Below are 15,199 nucleotides of genomic sequence, written 5' to 3' on the forward strand. Positions count from 1 at the left end.
AACATGAACCCAAAGCGTTTTTTGCGCGCCGTGCGTCCATTGCTCGGCGTGATTGCCCTGATCGGCGCCTGGTGGGGATTGGCCGCCGCGCAGCTATTCGACCCGGTTCTGCTACCCACGCCGGCAAAGGCGTTTTTTGCCCTGCTCGACGCCTTTGCCAACCACACCCTGCTCTACGACTTCGAAATAACGATCTGGCGTACGACGGTGGCACTCGCGATCGGGTGCCTGATCGCCATTCCGCTCGGCATTATCCTGGGTTCGAGCGAGGATATCTATCGTTCGCTGGAATTCGTGATCGACTTTTTCCGATCGACGCCTACTTCGGCGATGTTCCCGCTGTTTCTGGTGCTTTTCGGGGTAGGCGACAAAACCAAGATCGCGATAGCTGCATTTGGTGCAAGTCTCGTCATACTTTTCAATGTCGCCTATGGCGTCATCAATTCGCGAAAAACGCGCGTACTTGCCGCGCGGGTGATGGGTGCGTCGAAGACGCGGGTGCTGTTCGACGTATATTTGTGGGAAGCGCTTCCGCAGATCTTCGTCGGAATGCGCAATGGTGTGTCAGTTTCTCTTGTTATTGTCATCGTCGCGGAGATGTTTATCGGCTCAAGCGATGGTCTCGGCCGGAGCCTGATCGATTCGCAAATGAGTTTCGATATGCCCACGATGTACGCGACGATCTTCGTCGCGGGCGCGCTCGGTTATACCTTGAACTGGATGTTTCTCTCGGTCGAGCGGAAGTTCGTGCACTGGGGTGGCAAATAGACCGACCGGCCGTCAGGAAGCCATCTCGATTTCCGTCGGCAGGTCGGCGGTGTCAAAGTCCTTTTTATTCGTGTCCAGATTTTCCAGATTGAAGAACAGGCACTCGTCGTGCGTAAAGTGCGGACCGGCGTGCCAGGTGCCGACATGAAGTTTGATCACGCAGTCTCCGGGAATAAGAAAGGCGGCAATGCGATCAAACTCGGGCTTCACGCCATCGGCAAAGTCGTTTGGCGGCGCAACACCGACCAGCCACTCTTTTCCCTGCAGTGAGCCAAGGCACTGGCTGGTGCGGCGGTGCCGGGCCATGCTCTTGAATACGACCCCGCGTTTCTCGAGATGCATGATCCACAATCTGGGAGTGCCGTTGGTAAGCACCAGCTTGGGTTCTTCCGGGCTCGTCTCCGGATCGTAAGGATTATTCGAAAACTGCCCGGCGGACCGGCGGCCCCTGATGATTTCCCCGAATGGCGCAAAAGCCGCCGTTTCCAGCCGCTGAATCGGGATTTGAAATGTCGGACGAACATTCATAACGGTTTTCTCCACCCTGTTATTTTCGGCGAGGTAGCTTCCCGAGGCCAAGCAACATTGGGGCCAACCTATCGACCACGCGCACGGCCGCTCCATGACGTGTCGCTCCGCCGATGACAGCCCTCCTCAATCCGCACGGCGGAAAGTTCGTCTTTAGTCAGATACCGGCGGACTTGCGGGTTTCGGAACCTTGGCCCACAATCACATCCAACAAGGGGCCACGGGGCGCTGAAATCCAGCCATTCCAGCGTCCGCCCGCCTCCGAAAACGCTAAAAAACGCAAAAATCCAGGGAGAAATGACATGCGCAAACTCATGACGGCGGCGGCCTTTGCGTTGCCGATATTCGGCGCGCTGGCGATGTCCGGCGGCGCGGCGACGGCGCAGGAAACGCTCAAGATCGGCTACATCGACCCGTTGTCGGGCGGCGGCGCCAGCGTCGGCGAAGTCGGCCTCAAGACCTTCCAGTTTCTTGCCGACGAGCTGAACGCCAAGGGCGGCATTCAGGGCAAGAAAGTCGAGATCGTTCCGCTCGATAACAAGACCAATCCGCAGGAAAGCCTGATCCAGGCACAAAAAGCCATCGACGCCGGTGTTCGCTACATCACCCAGGGCAACGGCTCGGCGGTCGCCGGCGCATTGTCCGACTTCGTCACCAAATACAACGAACGCAACCCCGGCAAGGAAGTGCTGTTCTTCAATTACGCCGCGGTCGACCCGGTTCTGACCAACGACAAATGCAGCTTCTGGCATTTCCGCTGGGATGCCAATTCCGACATCAAGATGGAAGCACTCACCAACTACATGAAGACCGCGCCGGCGATCAAAAACGTCTATCTGATCAATCAGGATTATTCGTTCGGCCAATCGGTCCGAACCACCGCGCGGGCCATGCTGGCGGCCAAACGGCCGGACATCAAGATTGTCGGCGACGAGCTGCATCCGCTGCTCAAGATCACAGACTTTGCGCCGTATGTCGCCAAGATCAAGGCATCGGGCGCCGATACCGTCGTGACCGGAAACTGGGGCCAGGACTTTGCGCTGCTGTTGAAGGCGGCGGCGGACGCTGGCCTGAAGGTGGGCTGGTACACGTATTACGCCGGCGGCACCGGCGGGCCGACCGCGGTCAAGCAGGCCAACCTCAATCACCAGGTGTTCGCTGTCGGCGAAGGCATCCCGAACGTCGATGTTCCCGGAGCGCAAGCAGTTGAAAAGGCGCTCCGCGCCAAATACGACTTCAGCCTGTTCTACCCGCGCGCCGTCAACGAAATGCGCATGCTGGCCGCCGCGGCCGACAAGGCCAAGTCGATCGACCCGGTCAAGGTCGCATTCGCGCTCGAAGGCATGGAGTTCGATGTGTTGCACGGCGGCAAGGGCGTCATGCGCAAGGACGATCACCAGTTCTTCCAGCCGATTTATATCGCCTCGTTCGGCGAGCGCACCGAAAAGGAGCCATTCGACGAGGAAAAGACCGGCTGGGGCTGGAAGCTGGTGGCGAGGATCGACACACCAGCGACTATGCTTCCGACCACCTGCAAGATGGAACGGCCGAACTGACCGTTCGCGCGCGTAAAACATCCGTCCCGAACCATCATCGGGACGGATGCATCCCGGTGTCCCAGGCGGTGCCTCGTGCTTGAACTGATCGTCATATCCACGCTCAACGGCATCCTGTTCGGGATGCTGCTGTTCCTGATGGCGAGCGGCCTCACCGTGATCTTCAGCATGCTGGGCGTGCTCAACTTCGCCCATGCGAGCTTTTACATGCTCGGCGCGTTCTTTGGATTCCAGATCAGCCGCTGGCTCGGCTTCTGGCCCGCGCTGGTGATTGCGCCCTTGCTGGCCGGCGCGATCGGCGCCGGCGTCGAGCGCTTCGGCCTGCGCCGCGTGCACAAGAACGGCCATGTCGCGGAATTGCTGTTCACATTTGGCCTGGCTTTCGTGATCGAAGAAGTCGTCCAGATCATCTGGGGCAAGAGCCCGGTCGATTTCCGCGTGCCGCCGCTGCTGGATTTTCCGGCGTTCACGATCTTCTCCACCAACTATCCCGCCTACAAGATGTTCATGCTGCTGGTGTCGATCGTGATCTTCGCAGGCCTCCTGATCGTATTGAAGAAGACGCGCATCGGCCTGATCGTGCAGGCCGCACTGACCCATCCGCACATGGTCGGCCATCTCGGTCATAATGTGGGACGCATCTTCATGCTGGTGTTCGGCGTCGGCACTGCGTTGGCGGCAGTCGCCGGCGTGATCGCCGGACCGGCACTGGTGACGCAATCGAACATGGCCGGATTGCTCGGCCCGATCCTGTTCGTGGTCGTCGTGGTCGGCGGACTGGGCTCGCTGCCGGGCGCCTTCGTCGCCTCGTTGTTGATCGGGCTGGTTCAGACCTTTGCGGTTTCGATGAACGGCTCGCTGGCCGGTGCGTTCGGTCCGCTTAGCCCCGACTACGCCTCGACCTGGCTCTCCGATATCTGGGGTGTCACCATCGCGCAGATCGCGCCGATCATGCCCTATCTGCTGCTGGTGCTGATCCTGATCTTCCGCCCGATGGGCCTGCTCGGGACCCGCGATACATGAGCGAGATCGCTTCACACGTGGCGCCTCCGCTGCCGGCCGCAGCCGACAAGTTCAAATTCTATGGCCTGTGGGCGGGGGCCGCGGCAGCGCTTCTGCTGCTGCCGCAGATCTTCACCTCGGGCGGTTCGCTGACCACCTTCAGCCTGATCGGCATCTCCATCATCTTCTCGCTGTCCTACAATATCCTGCTCGGGCAGACGGGCATGCTGTCGTTCGGCCATGCAGTATATTACGGGCTCGGCGGCTTCCTCGCGATCCACGCTATCAACATCATCACCGCCAATAAACTGCCGATTCCACTGCCACTCGTTCCATTGATCGGCGGGTTGACCGGGCTTTTCTTCGCCGCCCTGCTCGGCTGGGTCTCGACCAAGCGTTCGGGCACCGCGTTCGCGATGATTTCGCTGGGGGTGGCCGAGTTGATCGCTTCGTCCGCGCTGATCCTGCGGACTTTTTTCGGCGGCGAAGCTGGCATCTCCGCCAATCGCACCAAATTGCTGCGGTTGTTCGGCTGGAGTTTCGGGCCGCAAATCCAGATCTATTATCTGGTCGCGGCATGGACGCTGATCGCAGTGATCGCGATGTATGCGCTGACCCGCACGCCGCTCGGGCGGATGTGCAACGCAGTTCGCGACAATCCCGAGCGGGTGCAGTTCGTCGGCTACAATCCCCACACCGTCCGTTATCTGGCGTTTTGTTTTTCCGGATTCTTTGCCGGAATCGCGGGCGCGCTCGCGGCGATCAATTTCGAAATCGCCAACTCGGCCTATCTCGGCGCGGTGCAATCAGGAACCGTATTGTTCGCGACCTATATCGGCGGCGTCGGATTTTTCATCGGCCCGATCGTTGGCGCGATCTTCGTGACATTCCTTTCGCTCGGCCTCAGCGACCTGACGCCGGTGTGGCAGCTCTATTTCGGGCTGATCTTCATCGCCGTGGTGGTGTTCGCACCGGGCGGCATCACCGGCCTTCTGATGATGCATCGCCCGCTCCTCAAGGCCGGCACGCTGACGCAAATGCTGCCGAGCTATCTGATGGCGCTGGTGCCGACGCTGGCGATGATCGTTGGCCTGATCCTGTCGATCGAAACCATCGTGCATTACACCGTCAACCCCGGCGACGATTCCCACATCAAGGCATTCGGCGTCAGCTTCGATGCGGCCAGCCCGACGATCTGGGCGATGGCGGCCATTTTGCTGATCGGCGGATTTGGGGTGGCGCGTAAGACCTGGACCTGGGTCGGCCATGCCTGGGACGGCGCCACCAGCGTGGCGCGCGAAAAAGGAATTGCCGCATGAGCGCCGCCATCGAACTCTGCGGGGTCGAGAAAAGATTTGGCGAGATCGCCATTATCCGCAACATCAATCTGAGCGTCGCCCAGGGCGAGCGTCACGCGCTGATCGGCCCGAACGGCGCCGGCAAATCGACCACTTTCAACCTGATCAGCGGCTACATGGCGCCGTCTTCGGGCAGCGTGTTGATGCGCGGCGAGAAAATTTCCGGCCTGCCGCCCTACCAGATCAACCGCCGCGGCCTGTCGCGCAGCTTTCAGGTTACCAACGTATTCGCCAATATGAGCGTGTGGGAAAACCTGCGCTGTGCGGTGCTGTGGTCGAGCGGCCAGCGCTACGCGTTCTGGAAGAATATCGACAGACTGCCTGAGGTGCGCGAGCGCACCGCGCAAATACTCGAGGACATCAACCTGACGGCGCGGCGCGACGTCCCCGCGGGCCTTCTGACCTATGCCGAACAGCGCGCGCTGGAAATCGGCATCACGGTCGCCGGCGGCGCCGATGTCATCCTGCTGGATGAGCCGACCGCCGGCATGAGCCATGCCGAAACCGAGCGCGCGGTCGCGCTGATCCGCCGCCTGACCGAGGGCCGCACACTGTTGATCGTCGAACACGACATGAGCGTGGTGTTCGGCCTCGCCGACCGGATTTCCGTCCTGGTCTACGGCCAGATCATCGCCTCGGGAACGCCGGAGGAAATTCGCGGCAATCCGAAAGTGCGCGAGGCTTATCTCGGCGAGGAGGCGGCGTGATGCTGGAAGTCGCCGACCTGCACGCCTATTACGGCAAGAGCCATATCCTGCAGGGCGTCGATATGCATATCGACAAGGGCGAGGTCGTCAGCCTGCTCGGCCGCAACGGCGTCGGACGCTCCACCGCAGTGAAAGCGATCATGGGCGAGGTGCCCCCTCAAGGCTCGATCAAGTTCAAGGGCAGCGACATTGCGGGACTGCCGAGCTACCGGATCGCGCGTCTGGGCCTCGGCTATGTGCCGGAGCATCGCGATATCTTTCCCAGCCTGACGGTGCGGCAAAACCTGATGCTCGGCATCAAGGACACCAGGCGAACCGGCCAGTGGCAGCTTGAGGACATGCTCACGATGTTTCCCAACCTCGCCGCGCGCGCCGACACGGCGGCCGGCGTGCTGTCGGGCGGCGAGAAGCAGATGCTGACGATCTGCCGCACGTTAATGGGCGATCCCGAACTGATCATGATCGACGAGCCCACCGAGGGGCTGGCGCCTTTGATCGTGCAGCAGGTCGGCGACCTGATCGCCGAAATCGCCCGGCGCGGCGTCGCGATCCTGCTGGTCGAACAGAAGCTCTCGATCGCGATGCGAATCTCGCACCGCGTCTACGTGATGGGCCACGGCCGCATCGTGTTCGAGGGCACGCCCGCGCAACTGCGGGAAAACGCCGCCGTCCGCAAGGAATGGCTGGAAGTGTGAAACCGAAACGTGAAAGCACCTGGCGCCATCGCGCTCAACGCTGACCAGCGAAATTGACCGTGATGGCGAGGTTCAGATCGCATCCGGATTGCCGATCCATCTCGCCCGGTGAGAATTCAGTTCAAGGCCGCCTTCGCATTACGAACGAACACGCTGTCGCCGTTCCGGCTGATTTCGATCGCACTTCCCTCGTGCGATGTCGAGAAGGCCACACTCTGCCCCGGTGCAAGAACCGACACGACACGGATCGGCATTCCCGCCGCACCCTGCGCGAGGGTCGTGACGACATGGAAGCCATCGCGCTCGACGGTGTAGTAGGCGACACCCGAGACCTCGCCGAGGTCGATGCTTTTGGCATCGATCGGACGCAGGCCGTCGGCGTGGACGGCCTGCAGAGAGGCCAAGGCGAAAGCTGCGGCAACAAACACGCTACGGATCGACATATCGATCTCCCTTGGGTTGCGACATAAAATCTGAAAGCCAGCTAGGCGATCGCGCCACCGTCGATGGTCAAGGTCGAGCCGGTGATGTACTGCGCCTTGTCGCCCGCCAGGAACACAACACCGTTGGCGATGTCGTCCACCTTGCCGTAGCTGCCCACAGCCGTGATCTCCTTGAGCACGCCCCCGAACGGACCGTGGGCCGGGTTCATGTCGGTGTCGATGGAGCCCGGCTGCAACAGATTGACCGTGATCCCCTTCGGGCCGAGTTCGCGCGCGAGACCCTTGGTGAACGCGACCAGTGCCGACTTCGATCCTGCATACACGCCGACAACGGAGGCCGGCACGCGCTCGGCGAACAGACTTCCGATGTGGATGATGCGGCCGCCTTTACCGAGGTGGGCGAGCGCGGCCTTGCTGGCGACGATCGGCGAGCGTACGTTGACATCGAGGATCGCATCGATGTCCGCGAGCGAGAGATCCTTCAAATCGCCGACCCGCAGAATGCCGGCATTGTTGACCAGGATATCGAGCCCGCCGAGTTCGGCCGCAGCCTTGTCGACCGAAGCCTGAACCGCGGCGGCGTCCGCGCTGTCGGCCTTGATCGCCACCGCCCGGCGCCCCAACGCTTCGATCTCGCGGACCACCTCCGCGGCACGATCCGCAGACTTTTCATACGTTATCGCGACGTCAGCGCCTTCGGCCGCCAGTCCCTTGGCGATCGCGGCGCCAATGCCGCGGCTCGCGCCCGTTACCAGCGCCTTTTTTCCTTTTAAAATCATATCCCTACTCCATTTTTGTGTTGATCGACACAGAAATACATAGGCTATTGATTGGCGGGATCAAGCGAATTATGTGTTGATCATTATAAAAGGTCTGTGATGGCAACTATCGGACGTCCCCGGGAATTCGATCGCGACGCGGCGCTGGAAGCCGCGATGCGCGTGTTCTGGCGCAAGGGTTTCGCGACCGCCTCGATGAACGAGCTGTGCGACGCCATGGGCATTCGCTCGCCGAGCCTTTACGCGGCCTTCGGCAGCAAGGAGGCGCTCTACCTCGAAGCGATGGAGCATTACGTCCAGACCATCGGCCCTCCGGTCTGGGGCAATCTTCTGGCCGCGACGTCAGCGCGCGCGGCTTTCGAAAACGTTCTGCTGGCAGGGATGGAGACGCTGCCGGAATCCGGGGTGACGCCGGCGGGATGCATGGCGATGCTGGCGGCGGTCGGCGACGAATGGCCGGAAGCGATCATCGATGTCGCTAAAAATATCCGGCTTGAAGTACTCAGACAGTTGCGTGCGCGACTGGAAACCGGCATGCGCGAAGGCGAGTTGCCGCCCTCCACCGATATTGATGGCCTGAGCCGGTTCTATCTCGGCGTATTTCAGGGGATGGCGGTCCAGGCGCGCGACGGCGCAACCGCAGCCGAATTACGAGGCGTGGCGGCGGCGGCAATGGCGGCTTGGCCGGGCAACGGCCGGAGGCAGGTGTGACTATCCGGGACTTGGTACCGCATTGCGCAGGCTGAAGGCGCCCCCGCCTTGTTGTTATTCGATCACCTCATCCGCAGTCGCAAGCAGCGACGCTGGCACGGTGAGACCGAGCTGGTTGGCTGTCTTGAGGTTAATCACCAGGTCCAGTTGGATTCCGCCAAACACAGGCATTGGCGGGATCGCGTACCCATCGGGTCTGGTCCGACCGAAGGGGGTATTCGGCGCACTCCGAACCCCCTTCGGAAAAGCTCACTTGCCGCCAATCACCGCATATCCCTGGATTTCAATCTTGCCTTCAGGAGCCGCCAGCGCCGTAATGGTGATGAGCGCACTGCCCGGGAAATTATCGCCGAACACTTCGCGGCGGATTTGTGTGAAACGATCGCCGTTACGCACATCCGTGATGAAGACCGTCATCTGAACGATGTCGCCAAGCTTGCCGCCGGCCTTCTGCATCGTGCGATCGAGGTTCTTAAAAAGCTGCCTCGCCTGACCTTCAAAGTCGCCCGCCAGCGATTTGCCGTTGTCGTCTACCATCGCGATCTGCCCTGCCAGCCAAACTATTTTGCCGCCTTCGGTGATCACAGCCTCCGAATAGCCGCGCCGTTGCGGTTGGTCGCCTTTAAGATACTCCTTCGAGTCCGCCGCGGCAGACCAGCCGAGCAGCGTCATCAGGACGGCGCCGATAAAAGTCAGTGAGGTTGTTTTGGCGTTCATTTTTTCTCTTCCTTTTCCGGGTAGCAGATTGCCCGCATCAACCGGCCGGCTCGTGCGGGCTATCTGGCGCCCTTACTTACCATGCGCCTGCGCGATCTGTCCCACGAGCTTGGTCCAGGGCATGCCGAGCGCGGCGTAAACCGCACCGGCTTCCGGCCGCGCATTATCTTTGAGGATTTCCACCATCTATCGTCACAGCCCATGATGTGCAGGCGGCGGACCTTCGATCGGGAGCGAGAGGTGAAAATCTGCGCCACGTGACGAATTATTGGTCGCCCATAGATGGCCGCCATGCCCCTCAACGATGGAGCGGCTTATCGACAGACCGATCCCGACACTGTGGGGTTTCGTCGTGAAGAACGCATTGAAAATCTGATTCACCGGCAGCGGCGGCAGTCCGACGCCGGTATCGCTGACGGACACCGTGACCTGTCCATTTTCCGCTCGCTGGGACTTGATGGTGAGCTCCCGCGTCCCGTCCGCATCGTTCATGGCCTCGATGCCATTAATCATGAGGTTCATCAGAACCTGCTGCAATTGCACGCGATCGCCCGCAATCGCAGCAGGGCCCTCCATCAATTCGGCGCGGATCGACACGGCATATCGCGCCGCCTCGCCGCGCAAGAGAACGATCATCTCCCGAATAACATCGTTGACGTCGACTGCCTCGCGCAGCGGAGCCCCCTTGTCGAAGAGCTGCTGCATTCGGGTAACAGTCCCTGCAGCACGCCTTCCGTCCTTTACAATCATGCTTGCGGTCGTGCGCGCCTCCTCGACATTCGGGACCTCATGGGACAGCCAGCGCAAGCAGGTCTCGGCATTCATCATGATGGCGCCGATTGGATGATTGACCTCATTGGCCAGAGAAGAAGTCAACTCTCCCATCGCATTTATCCGGCCGACCCGTGCCAGTTCCGCTTGCGCCTGGCGCAACCCTTCTTCGGCCCGCTTTCGGCTGACGATTTCGCTCTGCAGCGCTTCGTTTGCCCGCAATAGCTCGGTGGCGCGTTCCTTCAACCGGCTTGCAGCGATGGCGAGACGGCGATACAGGCGCGAATTTTCCAGTACCAGCACCGCGAGCACGAAACTCGCCGCCAAGGCGCCGTAAATTCGTCCCGCGTAAAAGCCCAGATCGTAGCGACCGCCGTTCAGGTACGAACTCAGCGTGATATCGCAAAACCAGTAGCCCATGACGACCATGAGCCACAGATTGAGCAGGCTGTGCCGGCGGCGCGCCGACAGCAGGACGAACGCCCCCACAACCAGGATGACGTCAGCCAGATTGACGACCCTTTGCCAGGGCGTGAAACCGTTTGCATCCAGCATCGGTGGCAGCATCCGCCCATTCTCGGTGCCCCACGTCGCGGCGAACCAGCATAGGAAGACAGCGCCAATGACTGCAATCACTGCCGACGCAATCGCGAGACGCGGCGTCGTTGCAACCTCGCGGCCGCTGTCATGAAACAGCGCATAAAAAATCACGACGAGCGGAAAGCCCCCGTGCCAGAGCACACAGAGCCACAACGCCGTTTGCGATCCCGCCCCGAGCAAGCCGGTAGCCGAGAACATGCCGGGAAACGTCAATAACTGAACCACGCTGATCAGCGAGGCAAACAGATATCCGCTTGCCAACAGCAGCAACGCGCGTGAGCGCAGGATGTTGAACTGGCCGAAGAGAATGACGGCGGTCGTCAAGTCATTGAGTATCGATACGGCATTGTATACGGCGACAAAGGCAGGCGAAGCCGGCAGCGGCACGCGCACATAAGGGACGCAGGCCACAAAGACGACAGCCGAAATCACGGCCGGCGCAAGGCAAAGACGCAACTCGCGCGGTCCCACCGCAGCTCTCGACAGGAAGGCACCGTGGTCGTCGCTAACCGCATAGGACGTGGAGAGGCTCATTTTCCTACCGGGCGAGTTCGACGGCGCTATCTGACGTTCACTTGGTTGATCTGACCGGGCCTTGCACGCATTACTATTCAGCCTTTGGAATAGGCTGGTCATACCAACGTATGAGTGGCCGGTGCGTCGCTGTTTCTTCGGCTGGACTGATCAGCACGACGGCTGTTGAATGGCTTTGTCGGCAAGTGGATCGCACCGCATGCGGTTCATCGGGCTTGCCTGATGTCGCCACACTCTACTTCGCCACCCATCACCCGATGTCCGCGACCGATGCGGACGGCGCTGATAGCCCGAGCATGATTGCCACCGGCCCTCCACGCGCGCCGGGCGTATATTGCATGCCACACTTTGGCCGCGCCTGGGGTGTCCGGCAGCGGTTTTGGCCGGACCGGCACATAGCCGCTGTGGCCGCCCGGCCAGACCCGTGATATACCTTGGGATACAACGAGACCTCACAAGAGGTCCGTTCCACAGGGAGAGCAAAGCCAATGAGTGACTTCAATCTTCTCATCAACGGTAAGATGGTTCCCGGCGATCTCACGATGCCTGTCCTCAATCCCGCCACCGAAGAAGTGCTGGCCCAGTGCCCGCGCGCTTCCAAAAATCAGCTCGACGAAGCTGTCGCGGCCGCCAAGGCTGCTTTTCCGGCATGGGCCGCAACCCCGATTACCGAGCGCCGCAAGCTTGTCACCAGGATGGCTGAGGCGATCGAAGCCAACACCAATGAACTGGCGCGCCTCCTGACTTCAGAACAAGGCAAGCCGCTGGCCGACGCGACCGGCGAAGTCATGGGCATGGCCGGCTTCTTCCGTTACCTGAGCTCGCTCGACCTGCCGATGCGGGTGATCGAGGATTCCGGCGACCGCCGTGTCGAGGCCCATCGCCGTCCGCTCGGCGTGATCGGCGCCATCATCCCGTGGAACTATCCGCTGCTGATCCTCAGCTTCAAACTGCCGTCGGCGCTGTTGGCCGGCAATACCGTGATCGTGAAGCCGGCGCCGACCACACCCTTGTCGACGCTGAAATTCGCCGAGCTGATCAAGGATATCCTGCCCAAGGGCGTGCTCAACGTCATCACCGACGCCAACGATCTCGGCGACGCGATGACCAAGCATCCGGACATCCGCAAGATCTCGTTCACCGGTTCGACCGCGACCGGCCAGAAGGTGATGGCGAGCGCGGCTGCGACCCTGAAGCGGATCACGCTCGAACTCGGCGGCAATGACGCCAGCATCGTGCTCGACGACGTCGATCCGAAGAAGGTCGCTCCGGGCATCTTCGAGGGCGCGTTCCAGAATTCGGGACAGGTCTGCCTCGCGATCAAACGGCTCTATGTGCATGAATCGGTTTATGACGAAATCTGCAACGAGCTCGTGGCGATCGCCAAGAGCACCGTGGTGGACGACGGATCGAAGCAGGGCACCAAGCTTGGGCCGCTGCAGAACAAGATGCAGTACGAAAAGGTCAAGGGCTTCCTCGACGACGCCCGCAAGAACGGCAACGTCATTGCCGGCGGTTCGGCGATGGATCGGCCGGGCTATTTCATTGAGCCAACCATCGTGCGCGATATCAAGGAAGGCTCCAGGCTGGTCGACGAAGAGCAGTTCGGGCCGGTGCTGCCGGTGATCAAATATTCCGACAATGATGACGTGATCCGCCGCGCCAATGCCACCACCTACGGTCTCGGTGCATCGGTCTGGTCGTCGGATACGGCCCGCGCCCATAAGGTCGCGAGCCAGATCGAGGCCGGCACGGTCTGGATCAACAAGCACCTCGACATGGCGCCACACATTCCGTTCGGCGGCGCCAAGCAGTCCGGCATCGGCACTGAATTCGCCGAAGAAGGATTGGCCGAATTCACCCAACTGCAGATCATCAACGAAGCTCGTGCCTGATCGGCAGATCAATCGATCGCGGCGGCACTCCCGCCGCGATCATCCATCAAATGCCGGCCGGCAAAGCCGCCGGTCGGCATCATAAGAAACGGAAGGTCGTTATGTTCGACTCCCAATGCGACCTCGCGGCGCTGGTCTATGATAGGGATCAAGACCCCGACCAGGTGTTGTGCGACTTCGCGACTGACCTGAAAGCCCGTGGCTACCGTGCGGTGGGCCTCGTTCAACTCGGCTATCACTGCACCGACACACCGCAACTTTCCGCGATGCTGGTTCATTCCGGCGAGGAATTGCAGCTGTTTCAAAATCTCGGCACCTGTTCCACCGGCTGCCGGCTGGATGTCGGGCAGTTGCTCGATGCCGGGGCGCAAGTCGCCTGCGCGATCGATCAGGGCGCCGACCTCGTGATCGTGAACCGGTTCGGTCGGCAGGAACGCGAAGGCAAAGGCCTGTCCTATCTGGTCGAGCGCGCCTTGAGCGCCGACATTCCGGTCGTGATCGCGGTGCCCAGCCATCGCTTTGCAGACTGGATCAGGTTCGCCGACGGCATGAGCGTGAAGTTGCGCTGCAACCGGCAAGCGCTGGACGCATGGTGGGACGCAGTCTCGGCGCGCAACGCCGGGACGATCAGGCTCGAGCATCCGACCGTCTGCGAAGCTTTCAAATAAGAAAATTGCAAATCGGCTGCTTGCAAAAAATGCGCGGTTCCGCGCATTTTTTTATGCGGCAACGCGCTGCCGTCGTGCGGAAATGCCTTCCCAACCGGCAAAGGGCAGGCATAGACTTCGGCAGGCCTCGCTCGCCGAGAGCCATAAAAACAAACAACATCAGGGGAGAAAATCGTGCAGCGACCAGGCCCATTTCTTGTCCCAAGCAAAATTCAAAGCCAGATCAATCTCGTCCCGCTCGCGGCCGTATTGGCCCTCAGTTTGGCTGGACCGGCCCAAGCCCAATCCAGCGATCCCATCAAGATCGGCGTGATCGCCGAAGTGCAGTCGATCGCCGGCGCCGCGACGCCGGGCGGCGCTCAGATCGCCGCCAGCGAGATCAACGCCAAGGGCGGCATCCTCGGCCGCCAGATCGAGATCGTGACCTACGACAACAAGAGCTCGTCGGCGGATTCGGTGCGTGCGTTCCAGCGCGCGGTCAGCGAGGACAAGGTTTCGGCCGTGATCGCGAGCTATATCAGCGAAGTGGTGCTGGCGCTCGAGCCCTGGGCTGCACGGTTGAAAATACCGCTGATCACGCCGGGTGCGGCATCCAACGAGATCACCAAGGCAATTCATAATGACTACGACAAGAACAAGTACACTTTCCACGGTTACCTGACGTCGGCGGCTCAGGCCGAACTCGTCTGCGGCGCGGCCAAGGAGCTGCTGGTCGACCAGCTCAAATTCAAGACGGTCGCGATCATGAGCGAGGACGCCGCCTGGACCAAGCCGCTCGATATCGGCTACGAGGCGTGCCTGCCGAAGGCCGGACTGAAAGTGGTCGAGCATGTCCGCTTCTCGCCCGACACCACCGACTTCACGCCGATCTTCAACAATATCGAGAGCAAGAAGCCGGACGTGATCGTTACTGGTATCTCGCATGTCGGCGTGCAGCCGACCGTGCAATGGAAGAACCAGCAGGTCCCGATCCCGATGTTCGGCATCAGCGCGCAGGCGCTGAGCCCGACCTTCTGGAACGACACCAATGGCGCCGCCGACGGCGTGCCGTCGCTCGCGGTCGCGACACCCGACGTCGCGGTCACCTCGAAGACAAAACCGTTCGCGCAGGCGTTCAAGGCGAAGTTCGGTACAGCTCCGGCCTATACCGGTTATACCGCTTATGACGAGGTCTATATCATCGCGGAAGCGATCCAGCGCGCCGGCTCAACCGATCCCGACAAGATGGTCGCTGAACTCGAAAAGACCAATTACGAAGGCACCATCGGGCGCATTCAGTTCTACGGCAAGGACGACGAATTCACGCACGGGATCAAGTCCGGCCCCGGCGCCGTGACCGGCCTCGTATTCCAGTGGCAGAACGGCAAGCAGATCGCGGTCTGGCCCAAGGCGGTCGCGGAGGGGAAACTCAAATTCCCGGATTTCGTGACGGTAGGGCAGGCGCGGTGAAGTAAAGCGCTTTAGCGG

Annotated in this window: 15 protein-coding genes; 10 read left to right on the top strand and 5 right to left on the bottom strand. The window is 60.9% G+C overall.

The window, feature by feature from the left end; translation table 11 throughout:
• Positions 1-3 precede the first annotated feature (3 nt).
• The gene (locus tag HB676_RS23065) at positions 4-768 is read left to right on the top strand and encodes an ABC transporter permease (protein ID WP_213740666.1); all 765 of its coding nucleotides are present in this window, start codon (positions 4-6) and stop codon (positions 766-768) included.
• 12 nt (positions 769-780) lie between these two features.
• Here the strand turns inward: HB676_RS23065 and HB676_RS23070 are convergent, their stop codons facing one another.
• The gene (locus HB676_RS23070; RefSeq protein ID WP_213740667.1) at positions 781-1,296 is read right to left on the bottom strand and encodes an ureidoglycolate lyase; all 516 of its coding nucleotides are present in this window, start codon (positions 1,294-1,296) and stop codon (positions 781-783) included.
• A gap of 302 nt (positions 1,297-1,598) precedes the next feature.
• On the opposite strand from HB676_RS23070, the gene HB676_RS23075 reads away from it, so the two are divergent.
• From HB676_RS23075 to HB676_RS23095, 5 genes are all read left to right on the top strand, one after another.
• On the top strand, positions 1,599-2,852 hold the full coding sequence (locus HB676_RS23075) for a branched-chain amino acid ABC transporter substrate-binding protein (protein WP_213740668.1): 1,254 nt from the start codon (positions 1,599-1,601) through the stop codon (positions 2,850-2,852).
• 75 nt (positions 2,853-2,927) lie between these two features.
• Positions 2,928-3,875, top strand: coding sequence for a branched-chain amino acid ABC transporter permease (locus tag HB676_RS23080; protein WP_213740669.1), 948 nt, complete (start codon positions 2,928-2,930; stop codon positions 3,873-3,875).
• Complete coding sequence (locus tag HB676_RS23085; RefSeq protein ID WP_213740670.1) at positions 3,872-5,173, top strand: branched-chain amino acid ABC transporter permease; 1,302 nt, start codon at positions 3,872-3,874, stop codon at positions 5,171-5,173. Before HB676_RS23080 ends, HB676_RS23085 begins: the two co-directional genes overlap by 4 nt.
• The gene (locus tag HB676_RS23090) at positions 5,170-5,919 is read left to right on the top strand and encodes an ABC transporter ATP-binding protein (RefSeq protein ID WP_213740671.1); all 750 of its coding nucleotides are present in this window, start codon (positions 5,170-5,172) and stop codon (positions 5,917-5,919) included. Before HB676_RS23085 ends, HB676_RS23090 begins: the two co-directional genes overlap by 4 nt.
• Positions 5,919-6,614: an ABC transporter ATP-binding protein gene (locus HB676_RS23095; protein WP_213740672.1), complete on the top strand. Its 696-nt coding sequence runs from the start codon at positions 5,919-5,921 to the stop codon at positions 6,612-6,614. The genes HB676_RS23090 and HB676_RS23095 overlap by 1 nt, the downstream gene beginning before the upstream one ends.
• A 116-nt stretch (positions 6,615-6,730) precedes the next feature.
• Here HB676_RS23095 and HB676_RS23100 read toward each other — a convergent pair whose 3' ends face one another.
• Positions 6,731-7,057, bottom strand: a complete 327-nt coding sequence (locus HB676_RS23100; RefSeq protein ID WP_213740673.1) for a hypothetical protein — start codon at positions 7,055-7,057, stop codon at positions 6,731-6,733.
• 41 nt (positions 7,058-7,098) lie between these two features.
• On the bottom strand, positions 7,099-7,836 hold the full coding sequence (locus HB676_RS23105; protein ID WP_213740674.1) for a 3-oxoacyl-ACP reductase family protein: 738 nt from the start codon (positions 7,834-7,836) through the stop codon (positions 7,099-7,101).
• Between the two features lie 99 nt (positions 7,837-7,935).
• Between HB676_RS23105 and HB676_RS23110 the strand changes: the two genes are divergently transcribed.
• Positions 7,936-8,547, top strand: a complete 612-nt coding sequence (locus tag HB676_RS23110) for a TetR/AcrR family transcriptional regulator (protein ID WP_213740675.1) — start codon at positions 7,936-7,938, stop codon at positions 8,545-8,547.
• 249 nt (positions 8,548-8,796) lie between these two features.
• On the opposite strand, the gene HB676_RS23115 is transcribed toward HB676_RS23110, so the two are convergent.
• A complete protein-coding gene (locus HB676_RS23115) occupies positions 8,797-9,219 on the bottom strand; it encodes a RidA family protein (protein ID WP_213740676.1) in 423 nt (140 codons plus the stop codon).
• A 237-nt stretch (positions 9,220-9,456) separates the two neighbouring features.
• Complete coding sequence (locus HB676_RS23120; protein WP_213740677.1) at positions 9,457-11,169, bottom strand: MASE4 domain-containing protein; 1,713 nt, start codon at positions 11,167-11,169, stop codon at positions 9,457-9,459.
• 488 nt (positions 11,170-11,657) lie between these two features.
• Here HB676_RS23120 and HB676_RS23125 point away from each other — a divergent pair, with 488 nt between their 5' ends.
• From HB676_RS23125 to HB676_RS23135, 3 genes are all read left to right on the top strand, one after another.
• On the top strand, positions 11,658-13,064 hold the full coding sequence (locus HB676_RS23125) for an aldehyde dehydrogenase family protein (RefSeq protein WP_213740678.1): 1,407 nt from the start codon (positions 11,658-11,660) through the stop codon (positions 13,062-13,064).
• A gap of 101 nt (positions 13,065-13,165) precedes the next feature.
• The gene (locus HB676_RS23130) at positions 13,166-13,732 is read left to right on the top strand and encodes a DUF2478 domain-containing protein (RefSeq protein ID WP_213740680.1); all 567 of its coding nucleotides are present in this window, start codon (positions 13,166-13,168) and stop codon (positions 13,730-13,732) included.
• A 222-nt stretch (positions 13,733-13,954) separates the two neighbouring features.
• Positions 13,955-15,181 carry an ABC transporter substrate-binding protein gene (locus HB676_RS23135; RefSeq protein WP_346347413.1) on the top strand — a complete coding sequence of 409 codons (1,227 nt, stop codon included), beginning with the start codon at positions 13,955-13,957 and terminating at the stop codon, positions 15,179-15,181.
• Positions 15,182-15,199: the final 18 nt, after the last annotated feature.

Source organism: Bradyrhizobium sp. dw_411 (genome assembly GCF_018449695.1).
Taxonomy (GTDB): Bacteria; Pseudomonadota; Alphaproteobacteria; order Rhizobiales; family Xanthobacteraceae; genus Bradyrhizobium.